The organism is Chryseobacterium sp. CBTAP 102 (genome assembly GCF_003201365.1).
GTDB classification, from domain to species: Bacteria; Bacteroidota; Bacteroidia; order Flavobacteriales; family Weeksellaceae; genus Chryseobacterium; species Chryseobacterium candidae.
This window is the reverse complement of sequence record NZ_QICX01000007.1, coordinates 235075-253496: the sequence shown is the minus strand read 5'-3', so window position 1 is coordinate 253496 and position 18422 is coordinate 235075. Positions and strand designations below refer to the sequence as shown.

At 37.0% G+C, this 18422-nt stretch carries 13 protein-coding genes; 8 read left to right on the top strand and 5 right to left on the bottom strand.

What is annotated here, in order from left to right; translation table 11 throughout:
• Window positions 1-229: 229 nt before the first annotated feature.
• Both C8D70_RS12355 and C8D70_RS12350 read right to left on the bottom strand, forming a co-directional pair.
• Entirely contained in the window at window positions 230-1276 is a 1047-nt protein-coding gene (locus C8D70_RS12355) for a PA0069 family radical SAM protein (protein WP_110367504.1), read from the bottom strand.
• Window positions 1277-1397: 121 nt separating this feature from the next.
• The gene (locus C8D70_RS12350; protein ID WP_076595302.1) at window positions 1398-1592 is read right to left on the bottom strand and encodes a hypothetical protein; all 195 of its coding nucleotides are present in this window, start codon (window positions 1590-1592) and stop codon (window positions 1398-1400) included.
• 174 nt (window positions 1593-1766) lie between these two features.
• Here C8D70_RS12350 and C8D70_RS12345 point away from each other — a divergent pair, with 174 nt between their 5' ends.
• Window positions 1767-2117 (top strand): hypothetical protein, encoded by a 351-nt coding sequence (locus tag C8D70_RS12345; RefSeq protein ID WP_076595301.1) that lies wholly within the window; start codon window positions 1767-1769, stop codon window positions 2115-2117.
• Window positions 2118-2232: 115 nt separating this feature from the next.
• On the opposite strand, the gene C8D70_RS12340 is transcribed toward C8D70_RS12345, so the two are convergent.
• The 3 genes from C8D70_RS12340 to C8D70_RS12330 are packed head-to-tail and all read right to left on the bottom strand — an operon-like array spanning window position 2233 to window position 6796.
• Window positions 2233-4878 (bottom strand): hypothetical protein, encoded by a 2646-nt coding sequence (locus C8D70_RS12340; protein WP_110367503.1) that lies wholly within the window; start codon window positions 4876-4878, stop codon window positions 2233-2235.
• Window positions 4879-4907: 29 nt separating this feature from the next.
• A complete protein-coding gene (locus C8D70_RS12335; protein WP_110367502.1) occupies window positions 4908-5705 on the bottom strand; it encodes a DUF2797 domain-containing protein in 798 nt (265 codons plus the stop codon).
• Window positions 5706-5740: 35 nt separating this feature from the next.
• Window positions 5741-6796 carry a DUF389 domain-containing protein gene (locus C8D70_RS12330; protein WP_110367501.1) on the bottom strand — a complete coding sequence of 352 codons (1056 nt, stop codon included), beginning with the start codon at window positions 6794-6796 and terminating at the stop codon, window positions 5741-5743.
• Between the two features lie 76 nt (window positions 6797-6872).
• Here C8D70_RS12330 and C8D70_RS12325 point away from each other — a divergent pair, with 76 nt between their 5' ends.
• The 7 genes from C8D70_RS12325 to C8D70_RS12295 all read left to right on the top strand — a co-directional run bounded on the left by C8D70_RS12325 (window position 6873) and on the right by C8D70_RS12295 (window position 18384).
• The gene (locus C8D70_RS12325; RefSeq protein WP_110367500.1) at window positions 6873-7901 is read left to right on the top strand and encodes a GDP-mannose 4,6-dehydratase; all 1029 of its coding nucleotides are present in this window, start codon (window positions 6873-6875) and stop codon (window positions 7899-7901) included.
• A gap of 136 nt (window positions 7902-8037) precedes the next feature.
• Window positions 8038-8259 carry a DUF2795 domain-containing protein gene (locus C8D70_RS12320; RefSeq protein ID WP_002662059.1) on the top strand — a complete coding sequence of 74 codons (222 nt, stop codon included), beginning with the start codon at window positions 8038-8040 and terminating at the stop codon, window positions 8257-8259.
• A gap of 123 nt (window positions 8260-8382) precedes the next feature.
• Window positions 8383-11457, top strand: a complete 3075-nt coding sequence (gene secA, locus C8D70_RS12315) for a preprotein translocase subunit SecA (RefSeq protein ID WP_076595296.1) — start codon at window positions 8383-8385, stop codon at window positions 11455-11457.
• A gap of 151 nt (window positions 11458-11608) precedes the next feature.
• Window positions 11609-13765 (top strand): TonB-dependent siderophore receptor, encoded by a 2157-nt coding sequence (locus C8D70_RS12310; protein ID WP_110367499.1) that lies wholly within the window; start codon window positions 11609-11611, stop codon window positions 13763-13765.
• Between the two features lie 40 nt (window positions 13766-13805).
• Window positions 13806-15008 (top strand): PepSY-associated TM helix domain-containing protein, encoded by a 1203-nt coding sequence (locus tag C8D70_RS12305; RefSeq protein WP_110367498.1) that lies wholly within the window; start codon window positions 13806-13808, stop codon window positions 15006-15008.
• Complete coding sequence (locus C8D70_RS12300; RefSeq protein ID WP_110367511.1) at window positions 15008-17122, top strand: TonB-dependent receptor; 2115 nt, start codon at window positions 15008-15010, stop codon at window positions 17120-17122. Before C8D70_RS12305 ends, C8D70_RS12300 begins: the two co-directional genes overlap by 1 nt.
• Before the next feature lie 50 nt (window positions 17123-17172).
• Entirely contained in the window at window positions 17173-18384 is a 1212-nt protein-coding gene (locus C8D70_RS12295) for a PepSY-associated TM helix domain-containing protein (protein ID WP_110367497.1), read from the top strand.
• Window positions 18385-18422 lie beyond the last annotated feature (38 nt).

The window sequence follows — 18422 nt, the reverse complement described above, 5'->3', positions numbered from 1 at the left end:
GGGTCGGAGCGTGGGAGACCCTTCGACTTCGCTCTGGGTGACAGCCTGGGAGAGCATGGCGCGAGGAGTAGGAATGGAGAGCAGGATTAAGCTCCTGAAAATACTGGAGAGCTTGAAGGTTTGAGAGTAATAGCATTTCTGCGTGGAAGAGTTAATAGGTAAAGAATACATATCAAAACCTTATGTATACTATATATAATATATACAATAAAAGAATCATAAGTTATGATTAATCAAACAATCTCAATTGCTGGTCACGAGTTCCTGTGAAATTGGCCGTTGAAAGCTTTGGAAATTCTATACCCTCAAAAAACTTCTTTCTACCAATTTTAAAGGTATTATGAATCATTTCCGCTATGTTACCCTCCCCTTCTTGTCTTTCAAAATATCTTTTATCCCCCAATTTTCCTCCTCGCATCGATCTGATTAGATTTAAGACTTTCTGCGCTCTGTCCGGAAAATGAGTTTCAATCCAATTTACAAAAACAGGATCTACTGTATCATTCAATCTTACTAAAGTATATCCGAATCCCAATGCTCCTGCATCAGAAATGCACTTTAATATATTCAATGGCTCATCGCTATTGAGTCCGGGAATAACAGGAGCAACCATTACATGTACGGGAATATTGTTTTGGGAAAGGATTTCTACTGCTTTTAATTTATTCTTTCCAGAGCTTGTTCTAGGCTCCATCTTTCTTCTTAATTCTTCGTTGATGGTTGGAATGCTTAGAGAAACTGATACCAGATCTTGTTCTGCCATAGGTTTCAAAATATCAAGATCTCTTAAGACCATTGTATTTTTTGTGAGAATATTGACAGGATGTCTGTAATCAAGACAAACCTGCAGTAATTTTCTGGTAATTTCAAATTGTCTTTCCGCCGGCTGATAGCAGTCGGTGTTTCCGGACAACAGAATCGGAGCTGCTTTGTAGCTTCTTTTCTGAAAAAATTTCTCCAGTAACTCAGGAGCATTTTTCTTTACCATAATTTTTCTTTCAAAATCTATCCCCGCACTATAGCCCCAGTATTCGTGAGTAGGCCTTGCAAAGCAGTACGAGCAGCCGTGCTCACATCCCTGATAAGGATTCATGGAGTATTCCATTGGAAGGTCTTGGCTTTTGACCTGATTGACAATGGTTTTGGGAAATACTTCCGTGAAAGAAGTCTTTACTGTCTCGAAATCTTCATCTTCAGGTTCATAGGTATACCTGTCGAAGCGATTGACAACGTTTCGCTGCGCTCCCTGACCTTTTATGAAATTTTCGTTTTGCATTCCTGTGTAAAATTAGAATGGAATTCTTATAAAATAACGAGTTTTAACATTAAAGTTTTCCACAAAAAATCCAACACTTTCAAAAGTGTTGGATTTAAACATAATTAAATATATTTTTTTACTACTTCAGTGCATATAATTCTACTCCATGAGTTTCATCATCATTATTTCTTTCATCAAAGTGTCTGTGATAGTCCGAATAGGAATCACTATATTTTTTATCTTTTTTAGTCAAAATTTTTTTAATGCTTATTAAACTCAATACTGCCAAAAGACCAACTCCTCCTGCCAGTAAAACTCCAACTTCTTTTTTCATATTTTCTCTGATTTATTATTGATACCATTGCAAAAAGTATACCTATTTTATTTTTTTAAATTATAAATTTTGTTAACATTCAACTTTATTTTTAGGAAAATTACAATCTGCTATTTTTCTTATATTTAAGATTGCAATGGTTTAATTATTGTACTTAAAAACAAAAATATTATTATGGAAAATCCAGAAAACATTGACAGAATGACGACTTTGAGCCAGGTGATGAAAACGCTTTCTGAAAGAGGAATACACCGAGAATTCAGAATGAACGAAAAATGTGAAATGAAATTTGAAAATTCCGAGAAAGTGTATCAGCCCTCTGAACTGGTAATTTTAAAAACTTACCGCTTTGAGGGAGACAGCAATCCGGATGACAATGCAGTACTTTATGTAGTAAAGGATAATGCAGGAAATCGTGGAATGATTATAGATTCTTATGGGGCAGACAGCAATTATCCGGGTGAAGAGTTTGATAAGTTTTTAAGGGATATTCCCATTTTGGAAAGTGATGAATTCAATTTTTAACTGAATCTCTTATATTGATTTTTTAAACCATTAAGTTCGTTTTTATTAAAACAACTGCATTCTTTTTAAGATCGGCAGCAACCAGGAAGCTATGATCTCTTAATGGTTTAAAGAATTATTCTTCAGATTTTTCTTTTTTCCTGAATATATTATTCAGAAAACCTTTCTTTTCTTTCTTCTCTTCTGCGGGCTGTGACGTTTTATTTTTGATTTCCTGTTTTATTTCTTTCACAGATTGTTTCATTTCTTTTACAGATGAAACGGCATTTTTCACTTTCTTTTCGGTTTTTTCGACATTTGCACCAATCAGTGTTTTCTTTAATCCCTGCTCAATTCCTTTCCAGAAAAGGTTGAAAAAAGACTTGGTGGGATCACGTTCCACGTTTTCCACATTAACAGACTCAGGATAACTTCCTGAATCTGACTTTATAAAAATATTGGCCACAGCAGTCAGAAAGCCTTTTTTCTGATGGTTATTCTTATTTAATACGGCAATTTTTAAGTCTTTATGTTTAAGATTAAAAGTTCCGTGCAATCCGGCAGGGTTACCTTTGAAGCTAAAAAACATTTCCTGAATGGTTCCTGAGGTAGCTGTCACATGAAGATAAGGCCTTATAAATGGATTGATGCCACTTGCCGGAAGGTTGGACGTTTTTCCGGAGATTACAAATCTATCATTCTGGTCTGCCACATCAAAGTTCCAGTTTACGGAAAGTGGAGAGAGATTCATGAAAGAGCAATTGATTTTTATATCCACTTTTGTAGGCTTTCCTTTTATTTTAGCTGAATTCAGGTTTTTAACGTTCATATTAAAGTTACTGAAGGTCAGTTTTCCGGGCCCCATACTTTCCGGGGTATCTTCTTCATATACTAATGCTGAGTTTTTCATATTAAGATTATGAATGGTCATCGGAATTTTGATGGAACGCAGCATTTTAGAATATAATGCTTTTATTTTAGGATCGTCTTTGGGAATCTTACTTCTGAAAATATTGGCATCTGCAGACTCAATGTCTACCTGAGAGGCATTTAGCATTTTATCGCGAGAAAAGAGATCCCACACTCCTTCTGCAGTGATTTTTCCTGCCTTCAAATCATACAGATCTCTCTCAACGGGTATCATTTTGATAAACTGTGCTCTTGAAACGATAGGCTTCATGGCAAAATTGCTCATCTGCATTTTATTCTTATTGAGTTTCAGAAGTCCAAGACTCATATTATAAAACTGCGTGTTATAAACCAGGTTTTTGGTGGTAATATAATAGTCTTTCACTTTAAAGGATAGTCCTGGCTGATTGGATTTAGGTGATAATTCAATATTATTTACCGTTGCATTGAGATCATGGAAAGTTAAAGGCTGTTTTCCTTTATCATAAGTAATGTTTGAATTTTTTAAAGATGTTTTTCTTATAATAATGGAATTAATGATATTAGGCCCCACAGATTTACTGGCTGGTTTTTCACCTGCTTTAAAAGTCCCGTTTACATTTTCCACGAGAAGATCTTTAAGATCAGCATTAAGTCTTTTATTAATGAACTCCAGTTTATTGATATTAAAAGCGATATGATCTGTTTTTAAAACGGCTGCTGCTTTTCCTGCTGCGGGATGGACTGGCGTAAGTACGACATCCCGGATTTCGCCATTGGCGGGCTTCATTGCAAAGCTTCTTACTGTGATATTCTGAGCGTTGGAGTATTCAATATTTCTTCCGGCAATAGTAAAATCTTTGTATCCTACAGGGATGACCTGCTCTGAGGTTTCCTTATTGAACAACAACTGACTGATATTTAAACTCATAGCTCCTACAGACAAGAGTTTATTTCCATCCGGTTTATTGATTTGAACAACAGCATTATTTAATTTAAAGTTTTTTACATCAACTTCAAAATTTGATTTTTTCCCAGCTTTTTTGGCTTTTACTCCTGTATTATAGACTTTCAGAACAGGATTGCGGAAGTCGGCATTCGTAAGTGAAACTTTATTTTTGTTTAAAATGACATCCGTAAAGTTCATTTTGGGAACAGCAAATTCAAATAATTGAGTTTTTTGGGGATAAAACTTTTTAAACTGAGTGAAGGAGAACAGTGGAGTCAGTTTGAAATTATCAACAGCCATCTGCCCATTACTTGTATTGATACTACTGATGGTAACTGCATACGTTTCATCCGGACGGAGAAAGAACTTTTCACCTTTGATACTGTATCTGTCAAAAACAACGGGTAATTTATCTTCTACGGATTCCTCCGTCATTTGCAAATTCTCTACAAAAAGATCCAGTTGCTGTACCGATAGAAATTTCTGTTTGGTATGTCTGAAAACAGCAATTTTACCCTCATTGATTCTGATATTTTCAAATAAAACCGGATTTCTTTTCTTTCCGGTTTGGCGGCCGACAGGTTTGGCGAGGATAATATTTAAATTGGGTTTAGCCAGCAAAAGGTCTGAGGAGCTGATTCTTTTATTAAAAACAGCATCATAAATTCCGAAACGGCTTATTTTTAAAGTATCCACAGTACCCTGCAAACCAACAACGTCTGTATTTTCTGGATTTTTAGTGTTAACTGAAATTCCTGTAGCAAAAATATTTCCTGTTCCTAAATCTACATCCAGAGATTTGTAGGAAACTTTATAAGCGGTATTTTTTTTAATATAATCAGGAAGCTGGGTTCTAAGCCATATATTTAATGCGAAATTCGCGGCGAGAAGAACTCCTGCCATAATTCCGAAAGTTATCAAAAGCCTTTTAACCCATTTTTTCATATTTTGTGATTTGATTCTTTTTATATAGATCAGTTCTTTATTTCCAGTTCAATAACATAGCCTTCATGTCCTCTTACATTAATAAAGTTTCCTCCTTCAAATCCAAGGTACTGCCCTTTAATTCCGGTAAGTCTTCCTGTGAACTCAGGTTTTTTATCTAATGTAAACGATGAAACTTTCTCCGGTTTTTCAAAAGGATAGTCAAACATCCACAGTTCTTCTCCTTCGCTGTAAAACTTCTGGAAATCGTCAGGAAAAAATTCTTTTATTTTCTGTCGGAAATCGGCAAGATCTACTTCTCCTTCAAAATCATCCTGCAGCATTTTTCTCCAGTTGGTTTTATCTGCCAGATGTTCTTTTAAAGCCACCTCTATCATTCCTGCTTCATAGCGGTTCTCGGTTCTTGCGATGGGTAATGCAAAAGTCGCACCCTGATCTATCCATCTTGTAGGAATCTGCGTATTTCTGGTAACTCCTACTTTGACATCTCCGGTGTATGCCAGATAAACAGTATGCGGCTGCAGCTGAATTTGTTTTTCCACTTCAAGATCTCGTTCTGCAACACCTAAATGTGCAGTAGAAAGTTCGGGACGGATAATGGTATCACTGGCATAAGGGCTTTCAAAAAAACAGTTTTTGCAGAATCCCATTCTGTAAACCGGTTTATTTTCACCACAATTTACACACTGAAACCCTGTATGTTTTATGCTTAGCTCCTTTCCCAACAGCTCATTCATATGAATAAGATCTCCGGAAAGATTGAGGTAGTACTGGATTGGCCTGGCATCGTAGCTTGTCATCTTTAAAATTTGCCCTTGAAACTGCATAATGATGTTTTTAAGTATAAGTAAATATAGAAATTTTATTTGATCTTTTTTTGCAATTTAATCTGATCCAGTTCCTTTTTTAGAGCAGTTATCTGGCTTTGAAGTTTTTGCAATTCCGGATTATTTATATTTTTTGACTGAGGCGAATACTGCCATATCAGATGAATATCTTTTACTAATTCATTATGTTCATCCAGTCTTTTTTTACTGATGGCAACACTGTCATTCAAAAGGGTGATCTTTAAAAAATCCTGTGATTTTTCTTTAAACGACTCATAATTAATAATAGCCAGCTCAGGATGGCTTTCCTTAATAATTCTGATATATTTTTCTGACCTTTCTTTTAATGCTTCGTTCTCCCACTTCTTTTTGGTAAGCAGTATACTTGGAATCAAAATAATAACTGAAACTAAGCTGATCCATACAGAAACTTTACGATTATTGCTGTTTTTTTCTCTGTAATACTTCTGATATCCTAACAAGAGACTCAATACCCAGGTTCCCACCGCTATAAAAAAACAATTGATAAGATAAAAATAAAAGCCTCCCCAAAAGTATTCCCAGTTTCCGTTGGCAATACCAAATCCTGCTGTACACAAAGGAGGTATACATGCTGTAGAAACGGCAACCCCTGCGATAACTTTGATTGCTTCTTTCCTTACGATCCCCAGGAACCATGCAAATCCTCCAAGCAGCGCCAAAAAACAGTCAAAAATGGTTGCCGTTTTAAAGCTTTCAAGCTGTGAAGTTTCTGAATGAAAAGGAGAAATCAGAAAATATAATGTGGAAGAACAAATGGCCACTACCATCATCAAAAGCCAGTTAAAAACACCAAGCTTTATAAGCCTCCTGTTTCCTATAGAAAACCCAAATGCAATTCCAACAACAGGTCCCATCAATGGCGAAATAAGCATTGCACCAATTACCGCAGCCGGGCTGTTAACATTTAAGCCGATACAGGCAATACCCATGGAAATTACCAAAAGCCAAAGATTATGACCGCGGAAATAAATGCCTTCTTCTATCTCGCCAAATGTAAATTCTTCATCTTCTTCCTTGGGAAGTACAAATAGCTTTTGAAGATTTATCATTGATTTATATTTTCTGACAAAAGTATAAAAACGTCATTCAAGTTTTATTAATAAATTTGTCAATTAAAATCAACAAATGAATTATCTTGTAACCGGAGGAAGCGGCTTTATTGGTTCCCATCTCATAGAGAAATTATTAAGAAATGGACATTCTGTCATAAACATTGACAATTTTGATAATTTCTATGACTATCAGGTAAAAATTAAAAATACTTTGGAGTCAATCGGTAAAAATTCGGATTTTGAATTCTCGGATAAAGAGACGGATATTCCGCGTTTGGCATCCCTCGCCCATTCTGACCAATATTCCCTCTATTGGCAGGATATACGTAATAAAAAAGATCTTGAAAACATCTTTAAGAATCATCCTATTGATATGGTAATTCATCTGGCAGCACTTGCCGGTGTACGGCCTTCTATTGAACGCCCTCTGGAGTACGAAGAAGTGAATGTACGCGGTACTATGAATCTTTGGGAACTGTGTAAGGATTTCAATATTAAAAAATTTATCTGTGCATCTTCTTCAAGTGTTTATGGAAACAATGAAAAAATTCCCTTTGCAGAAACAGACAATGTAGACAACCCTATCTCACCTTATGCCGCAACTAAGAAAAGCGGAGAGGTTATAGGACATGTTTACCATAACCTATACCATATAGATATTATCCAGCTTAGGTTTTTTACGGTGTATGGACCAAGACAAAGACCTGATCTGGCGATACACAAATTTACAAAGCTTATTTCGGAGAATCAGGAGATCCCTTTCTATGGCGACGGAAATACAGCCAGAGACTATACTTATATAGATGATATTATTGATGGCATTACCAAGTCTATTCATTATCTGGAACAAAATTCCGGAGTTTATGAAATTCTTAATCTGGGAGAAAATCAGGTAATCACTTTATCAGAGATGGTTGCCGCTATTGAAAAAGCACTGGGAAAAACTGCCAGCAAAAAAATTCTGCCAATGCAGCCGGGAGATGTCACAAAAACAAATGCCGATATTACAAAGGCAAAGGACTTAATAGGGTATAAACCGGTCACCAACTTCCAAAATGGCATAAAAAAATTTGTGGAATGGTTTTTGAGAAAACGACATTAAGTAAATTGCTGACACAGCTGCCAGCCAGTTTGTGACAGCCATTTATAAGAAAAAATTATAAAAAGAATTGAAAATCAAGTATAAAAAAGTTTATTATACAACCTATTTTTATACTTTTGCAAAAAATTAGAAAATTATGTACTGGACATTAGAATTAGCTTCATATTTAAGTGACGCACCTTGGCCAATGACAAAAGCAGAGCTTATCGACTACGCAATCAGAACTGGTGCACCTATGGAAGTAGTAGAAAACCTTCAGGCCATTGAAGACGAAGGAGAGATTTATGAATCTATCGAAGAGGTATGGAGTGACTATCCTACTGACGAGGATTTCCTTTGGAACGAGGACGAATATTAATAAAGCGATAAGCTTTAGGCTGCTTGCTTAGAGCTTTTTTGCCCTTTTTATATATTAATTTACACGATAAGTGTTATTTAAAACGCTTAAAGCATTTTGCATTAAGCATAAAGCAAAAAATTTATGAGTTTTTTAAACAAAGTTCTTAAAGGGTTTTTGGGAGACAAAAAAGCGCAGGACCTAAAAGAAGTAAAAAAAGTTGTAACAAAAATCAGAGCTGTAGAACCTAACATCCAACAATTGTCGGATGATGGGTTGAGACAAAAAACTGCTGAGTTTAAAGAGAATATAAAATCTGCAACCAGCAAGATTACCGCTCAAATAGAACAGATAAAAGAGCAGATAAAAAATTCAACCAACGTTGATGAAAAAGAAGCTCTTTTCACAAAAATTGAGGCTCTAAAGAAAGAATCATACGACATTGAAGAAAAAGTTCTGGTTCAGATTCTTCCCGAAGCTTTTGCATTGATCAAAGAAACGGCTAGAAGATGGGCTCAGAATGGAGAAATCCGTGTAACAGCTAGTGACTGGGATAGAGAACTTGCTGCTGCAGGAAAAGATTTCGTTAGTATTCAGGGAGACACAGCTGTTTGGAAAAACTCATGGGACGCTGCCGGAACTCCAGTAGTCTGGGATATGGTCCACTATGATGTTCAGTTTATCGGAGGGGTTATTCTTCACAGTGGCAAAATTGCCGAGATGGCAACCGGTGAAGGTAAAACTTTGGTAGGAACATTACCTATTTACTTAAATTCACTTCCGGAAAGAGGTGTACACGTGGTAACCGTGAACGACTATCTTGCGAAAAGAGACTCCGCATGGATGGGACCTCTTTACCAGTTCCATGGTATGTCTATCGATTGTATCGATAACCACCAGCCGAACTCTGACGGAAGAAGAAAAGCATACAACTCAGATATTACATATGGAACCAACAACGAATTCGGTTTCGATTATCTGAGAGACAACATGGTGACCTCACCTTCAGAACTGGTACAAAGAGAACTGAACTTTGCAATCGTGGATGAAGTTGACTCTGTATTGGTAGATGATGCAAGAACACCATTGATCATTTCAGGTCCGGTTCCTCAGGGAGACAGACAGGAGTTTGACGTTCTTAAGCCTTCTATCGACAGAATTGTTGAAGTACAAAAGAAAACGGTTTCTGCTATTTTCAATGAAGCGAAAAAATTAATTGCTGCAGGAAATACAAAAGAAGGTGGATTCAAGTTACTTCAGGCATACAGAGGTCTTCCCAAAAACAGACAATTAATCAAATTCTTATCGGAAAGCGGAAACAGAGCATTGCTTCAGAAAGTTGAAGCGCAGTATATGCAGGATAACAACCGTGATATGCCGATTGTAGATAAAGATCTTTACTTCGTAATTGAGGAGAAAAACAATCAGGTAGACCTTACGGACAAAGGTGTTGAATACATGTCTCAAGGTAACTCTGATGCCAATTTCTTTGTACTTCCGGATATCGGAACTGAGATTGCGGAATTAGAAGCTAAAAACTTATCCAAAGAAGAAGAGTTTGAGGCAAAAGAAAGACTTTTCTCTGATTTTGCTGAAAAATCTGAGCGTGTTCACACCATGAGCCAGCTATTGAAAGCTTACACATTATTTGAAAAAGATGATGAGTATGTAGTAATTGATGGTGAAGTTAAAATCGTTGATGAGCAGACAGGTCGTATCATGGAGGGGCGTCGTTATTCTGACGGTCTTCACCAGGCAATTGAAGCAAAGGAGAATGTAAAGATTGAGGCTGCGACTCAAACTTTTGCAACGATTACGCTTCAGAACTATTTCCGTATGTATAACAAGCTTGCGGGGATGACAGGTACTGCTGAAACCGAAGCTGGAGAGCTTTGGGAAATCTATAAATTAGACGTTGTGGTAATTCCTACCAACCGTCCTATTTTGAGACATGACAAACAAGATTTGGTTTTCAAAACAAATAGAGAGAAATATAATGCGGTAATTGAAGAAATTGAAAAATTAACAGCACAGAAAAGACCTGTACTTGTAGGAACTACTTCCGTTGAAATTTCTCAGCTGCTTTCAAAAGCCCTTCAGTTAAGAAAGATTCCACATCAGGTATTGAACGCGAAGCTTCACAAAAAAGAAGCGGAAATTGTAGCTGGAGCAGGACAGCCGGGAGTTGTAACGATTGCAACCAACATGGCAGGTCGTGGTACCGACATTAAGCTTTCTAAAGAAGTAAAAGATGCAGGAGGTTTAGCCATCATCGGAACAGAAAGACACGATTCTAGACGTGTTGACAGACAGTTGAGAGGTAGAGCGGGACGTCAGGGAGATCCGGGAAGTTCTCAGTTCTATGTATCTCTTGAAGATAACCTGATGCGTTTGTTCGGTTCTGAAAGAATTGCTAAAATGATGGACAGAATGGGTCATAAAGAGGGAGAAGTCATTCAGCATTCTATGATCAGCAAGTCTATTGAAAGAGCTCAGAAGAAAGTGGAAGAAAACAACTTCGGAACAAGAAAGAGACTTCTTGAGTACGATGACGTTATGAACAAACAACGTGACGTAATTTACAAGAGAAGAAAGAATGCTCTATTCGGAGACCACCTGAAGTATGATATCACCAATATGATTTTCGATGTTGCTAATTCTATCGTTGTGAAAGGAAAAGCTTCAGGAAGTTATAAAGATTTTGAATATGAAATTATTAAAACATTCACGATGGAATCTCCGGTTTCTCAAAGTGATTTTAATAATAAAAACATTCAGGATCTGACGAATATCTTATTCAAAGCAGCTCAGGAAGACTACAGAATGAAGCTGAACCTATTAAAGGAAAAATCATTCCCAATCATTGAGAATGTATACCAAAATCAGGGTTCAATGTTCAAAATGATTCAGGTTCCTTTCACAGACGGACACAAAACAATGACTATTGTAGCTGATCTTAAGGAAGCATATGATACTCAATGTGAAAGTTTAGTGAATGATTTTGAAAAGAATATCACTTTATCGATTATCGATGAAAACTGGAAGCTTCACCTTCGTGAGATGGACGACTTAAGAAGATCATCACAGGGAGCTGTTTACGAGCAGAAAGATCCACTGGTAATTTATAAGCAGGAGTCTTTCCACTTATTCAGTGAAATGATCGACAAATTAAACAAAGAAATTATTTCTTTCTTATACAAAGGAGAAATCCCTGCGTAAGAAAAATTTAATAATATCATACAAAAACCGCTCTGCCATTGGTCAGAGCGGTTTTTTATTATTCAGTATATAATAATTTTATGATAAATATCAATCTTATTATTTATTTAGAACAGTTAAAAATAATATATTTGCAGAAAATTTGACTTTCATGAAAAATGTACTGATCTGTGCTTCCGCACTGGGAACAATGCTGGTTTCTGCGCAAAAAAAAGACACCATCAAATCCAATGATATTGAAGAAGTAGTTGTTAACGGAAGATATTATCAGAAGTACAAACTGAATGAGGTTTCCGGTTCACTAAGAATTCAGACACCTATTCTTGAACTTCCGCAGAATGTACAGTCTATAAGCTCTCAGGTTCTTGCTGATCAGATGACTCTAAATATGTCTGAAGGAATTGTCCGCAACGTAAGCGGAGCAAGAAAGGTAGAGCATTGGGATAATGTATATTCCAATGTATTTATGAGAGGTGCCAGTATTGCTACCTTTATGAACGGAATGAATGTATCTTCAACCTGGGGACCAATTAACCCTGATGCATCTGTAATTGACAGAATAGAGTTTGTAAAAGGTCCTGCCGGATTTATGGGTTCTATGGGAGATCCTGCCGGGTTCTATAATGTGGTCACTAAAAAGCCAACAGGGAAATTTGCCAACAGTGTGCGCTTCACAACAGGAAGTTATAACCTTTTCAGAGGAGAAGCAGATCTTGACGGTGTTATTGTGAAAGACGGTGTTTTAGATTATCGTCTTAATTTAATGGGAAGTTCTAATAATTCATGGGTGGAAAATGATAAAACAAGCAAAATTATTGTTGCTCCTTCCATTACTTTCAGACCTACAAAAACTACTACGTTTACGGCTCAGTACAATTATCAGTATTTAAAATTTAATCAGCCTGGAGCTTATCTGATGTCAAACGACGGATACGCTTCACTGAATGTACATACCAACTTTAATGACCCCAACTTTAAGAAAACTGAAGTAAAAGATCAGAGTTTATTCTTAAGTTTAGACCAGAAGCTTTTCAAAGACTGGGTTTGGAGCACACAGTATGCTTACATGGACCTGAATTATGACGGAGGATCATGGTGGGGAACTTTTGACCCTGCCAATAAAAATGTTTTCAACAGAACGCTAAGCAACTGGCAGGCGAAAGGAAAAAACCACATCTTCCAGACGTATGTGAGAGGAACCCTTAATACAGGGAATATTGTTCATAAAATAATCGCAGGTTTTGATTACGGAGACAGAAAATACACTGCTGACTTTTCATCTTTTACCGGAGGACCATTCCCTATTAATATTTATAATGTAAATTATGGGGTAGACCCTTCAAAACTTCCATCTTCTAACTTTTATACATTAAACACTTCTGCTCCGTTTTATAATGATCAGGGCGTAAAATATACTTCTTATTACGCTCAGGATCAGATTGAAATGTTTAATAATAAGCTAAGATTAACATTAGCAGGTAGGTATACAAGTGGTAAAACTTATTCAGCCTATCCTAATTTAAGCCCGGGAACTCCTATTGTACCTGATACAGCCGGTGAGTTTACCCCAAGAGTTGGTGTGAGTTATTCTATTAATGAAAACTTCTCAGCTTATGGTATCTATGATAAAACCTTCGTACCACAATCCGGAACAGGAATTAACAAAACCAAAATTACAGATCCTTTCAGAGGGCAGAATATTGAATTCGGACTGAAAAAAGACTGGTTCGGTGGAAAATGGAACTCTACTTTCGCTGTATACGAAATCAGAAGACAAAATATTCTTGTTGCGGGACCTAAAGAACAAAATGAAGGACAGCCTTTTCAGGTTGCTACAGGTGAGCAGAGAGCAAGAGGTTTTGAAACTGATATCAAAGGGGAAATCATCAAAGGGTTGAACATTATCATCAACTATGCTTATACAGATGCAAAGACCATCAAAGACACAGATCCTACAAGAATTGGTATCCAGTCTCCGGGGAATGCGAAAAATGTACAGAATACCTGGGTAAACTATAGATTTGAAAATGGTCTTATGAAAGGGTTCGGGATTTCAGCCGGTTATCAGTATCAGGGGGGAAGACAGTCCTGGTTTGGGGTGAGTGCCACAAAAGATCAAAGCTTACCGGATTATTTTGATACCAACTTCGGGATTTCTTATGTTGCTAAAAAATTCGATGTTAACTTTATGCTGAATAATGTTCTTAACAGAAAACTTTACAGCGGATACAGAGGAGATGGCGGTGAATATGCATGGATCTACAATGCTCCGCGTAACTGGAGAGTATCAATAGGATATAAATTTTAAAAAATCAAAGGTTAGCCCCTCATGGGGTTAACTTTTTGCTATGAGAAAAAAGCATCATCATAAAAAGAAAATATCTCCCGCAAAAAAATGGTCTGCAAAGCTGCATTTGTGGCTGGGTTTATCTGTTGGAATCATTGTATTTATAGTCTCTCTTTCAGGGACTTTATATGTTTTTAAGGATGAAATACAGAATAACTTACGAAAAGAGGCTATTTACCTGAAAAAAGAGGATATCGGAACAAAGCCTTTATCTATTAATCTGCTTCGGGAGAAAGTATCTCTGGAACTTAATGAAAAGTATCCGGTAAGCGCTGTAGAAATTCCTTTGGATAAAACAAAAGCCTACCAGTTTGAATACTATGAAAAAAGCAAAAAGGGATGGAACTATTTTCAGCAGGTACGCATCAACAAGCAGGTTTATGTCAATCAGTATACCGGACAAATCCTGGCGGTTTATGATGAAAAGTATGATGTATTCAATATTTTAAAATATATCCACTGGGGACTTTTGCTTAACTCTGAATGGGGACCATACACTGTAGGAATCCCAACCGTTATTTTTGTCATTATGCTCATCACAGGAATCATTTTATGGTGGCCTAAAAATAAAAATGCCAGAAAAGGTCGTTTTTGGTTCAATTGGGAAAATGTAAAAAACTGGAAGCGGAAAAATTATGATCTTCACAATATACTGGGATTTTATGCATCATTTATCGCGCTGCTTATGAGCATTACGGGACTTTATTTTGCTTATCCTTACGTAAAAAACACTTTTACGTTTGCATTATCCGGCTCATGGGAACTTCCTAAAGAAAAAGAAAAAAAATCCCCGGATTCTCTGATGGCAAAGAATGAAGCTGTTTTTGATCTGGCTGCGGCACAAACTGAAAAACTGTACGCAAAATCATCCAGCTTCAGAATTAATCTAAACGGAAAGAATAAAAAAGGAAAAGAACTGAAAACCCTTCCGGTAACAGTTTACGGACTGGATGGAAGGTACAGCGAAAGAAATATTCTGACATTCGACAAATACTCCGGAAAACTACTGGCCAACAAACCTCATCACAAACTCCATACTGCCGAGAAATATTCCAACGCCAATTATGATATCCATACCGGCTCCTACTTTGGAATCATTGGAAAGATCATCTGGTTTATGGCCGGCCTCACGTGTACATCGCTCCCTGTAACCGGATTTCTGGTCTGGTGGGGAAAAAGAAAGAAAAAAGGAAAGAAAATATAATGAAAAAAGTGCTTTTATCAGCTGCCTGTTTAGGAACTGCTACCGTTTTTGCCCAGGTAAAAGATAGTTTACAAACTCAAAATGTAGACGAGGTTATAATGACTGCTTCCAGAAAAAAGGAAAGCATAAAAGAAGTTCCCAGCTCCATCACGGTGGTAGGAGAAAAACAGATTCAGTCTCAGCTTACTGTTAACTCAGATATTACAAGCATCCTGCAGTATACCGTTCCCAGTTTAGGTACCAATTCCGGACAAACTTCCAACACCGGACAGACCTTGAGAGGACGTCAGGTTCTGGTTTTGATTGATGGAATTCCACAGTCTACCCCACTTCGTAACGGAGCAAGAGATTTACGAACTATTGATCCTTCAGCGATTGAAAGAATTGAGGTGATCAAAGGAGCTTCTTCCATCTATGGTAACGGGGCAGACGGAGGGATCATCAATTATATTACAAAAAGAAGCAAAACAGATAAAAAAATCTCCGGAATTTCACAGATCGGGCTTACAGGACAGCCTTACGGTGGTACTTTAGGAGTAAGAGCAAGCCAGCTTTTATCCGGAAAGATCAACAAATTCGACTATACTCTTTCCCTAGCCTACGAAAGAACAGGATATACAAAAGACGGAGACGGTGTTTTAATAAGCCCCACCTACAGCATTGCCAAGATGGACAACTACAACGGATTGCTGAAAATAGGTTATGATATTAACGAAAATCAAAGAGTCGAAGCGTCTTACATTGGTTATTCTTCAAGATCAGACCTGAATGTAGGATTAAAAACAGGAAAATACGGCATCACGCCAACCATTGGTGAAGGAATTGGAAAAGGATTGGAAACCACTCCCCAGGGAACTCCAAAAAACCACAATATCCGAGTGAGCTATGACAACAAGAACCTGTTTGCAGGAACTTCTTTGAATATCAACCTTTATTATCAGGATTTCAAAACCGTTTACGGATACAGTGACACCTTTTTCAATGGCGGACAGTCTAATGTGATCTCAAAAAAGGCAGGGGCAAGGTTCAATTTTGACACCCAGCTTTGGAATTCAGCCAATTCTCAGGGTGAAATTATCTATGGAGCTGATATTCTGAATGATGAAACCGTACAAAAGCTGGAAGACGGACGTTTCTGGACGCCCAATATGAATATGACCAATATTGCGCCTTTTGTATTGGCAAAAATTGATCTGTTTAAAAAATTAACCCTTAAAGGAGGACTCCGTTACGAGAACATCAAAGTAAACGTTGACGATTTCAATACGCTTTCCACTCTTAAAAGTGACGGAACTTTCACGAAAAGTATTCCTGTTGCAGGTGGAAAACTGAACTACAATGCAGTGGTAGGAAATATTGGTATCCGCTATAATATTGAGCCTTATATCAACCTCTTTGGAAGCTTCTCTCAGGCCTACTCTATTAATGAATTAGGAAGAATTTTAAGAACCTCAACCTCTGAAACTATCAAAAACCTGGAAACAAAACCCATCATCGTAAACAATTACGAATTGGGGGCAACAGGGCAGCTTTCCGGCTGGCTGAACTATGAATTAACCTCTTATGTGAGTACATCTAAACTTGGCGCATCATTCGTACAGAGTCCGGACAGAGCATTAATGATTCAGAGATCTCCGGAAATCGTGTATGGAGTGGAAGGATTTTTACACTTTACCCCTGCAAAATGGATTCAGTTTGGAGGAAGCTACAGCTGGATGGAAGGAATTACTTCTGTAAAAGATGACGGTGATTATTCAACAAAAATCAACAACAGCCGAATTTCTGCTCCTAAAGTATTGGCGTATATTCAGGCAAGACCTGTTCCAGCTCTATCCGTTGGTCTTGATATGCTTCACTCTTTCCAGCAAAACAGATTCGAGCCTAATGCAAAAACGGGATTATATGCTTACGGTGAAGGATATGTACCGGAATATACTGTCTTTAACTTCAAATCAAGTTATGAAGTCAGCAACAACTGGAGATTGTCATTAGGTATTGAAAACCTTTTCAATAAAGTGTATCAACCTGCTATCTCATGGTGGACATCAAGAGACAGTGACTTCACGAATGCTCTTGGATTGAGGGGAACATTCATGATCGAATACAAATTTTAATTAATCTAAATAAAAAGTAAAACATACCTTTGCTTTACTTTTACTGTTATATGAAGAAAAACCATCATCATAAAAAGAAACCGGGCTTTATCAAAAAATGGTCCGCTAAACTGCACCTTTGGTTTGGATTGGGAATAGGATTTCTGATTTTTATTATCTCTATTACCGGAGCATTGTACGTTTTTAAGGATGAAGTGGAAAACATTACCCGAAAAGATGTCATCTACCACCACGAGCAAAATATTGAGCAGAAAAAGGTGCTTCCTATCAGAGTGATGGAAAAAGCTGTTGCGGAACAGGTAAAAGAAAAATATCCTATCCACTGGGTAAATGTTCCTATTGACAAAAAGATGTCCTATATGTTCTTCTGGTATGAACATAATACCGATGCCTGGAATTATTTTGATGAATTTCCTATTTATAAACAGGCTTATGTAAACCCTTACACCGGAAAAGTATTAAGAGTTTATGATGAAAAAAACGGCTTCTTCAACATTGTAAAAATGATCCATTGGAGCTACCTTTTGAAACAGGACTGGGGAACTTATGTAGTAGGAATTCCTGTTATCATTTTTATCATCATGCTGATCTCCGGGATTATTCTATGGTGGCCAAAAAACAAAGCTGCCAGAAAACAGCGTTTTGCTTTCAAATGGAAAAACATTAAAAGCTGGAAACGAAAAAACTATGATCTTCATAATGTCTTAGGGTTTTATGCTTCTATTTTCGCTTTAATTTTCTCTATTACAGGGCTTTTCTATGCATTTTTTATAGTTCAGGCAATGATCTATGTGATCTTTTCCGGCGGAGAAACCAAGTATCCGGACTTCTCACACATTAAAACAAAAGCTCCTATTGAAATGAGAACGGAAGGAACACTGGATAAAATCATCAATACAGTAGAAACAAAATATCCGGATTCCTATGGTTTTGCCATAGACTTAGGACATCCCCATATGGATGATCACGAGCATCCCAACTTTGAGGTGTATGTAAAACACCTTTCTTATTCTTACCATAAAAGCAGCAGCTTAATCTTTGATGAAAACTCTGGAGAATTGCTTCATACTCATGATCCAAAAGACAAAAACTTCGGAGAAAAGGTAGTAAACGCCAATTATGATATTCACGTAGGTGCCATTCTGGGGCTTCCTACCAAGATCATTGCTTTTATCGTAAGCATTATCTGCGCTTCTCTTCCGGTTACCGGATTTATGATCTGGTGGGGAAGAAAAAAGAAAAAAACAATAAAAACAACTTAAAGTATTAAATAAAACCCAGTTAATAATCCATTAATACA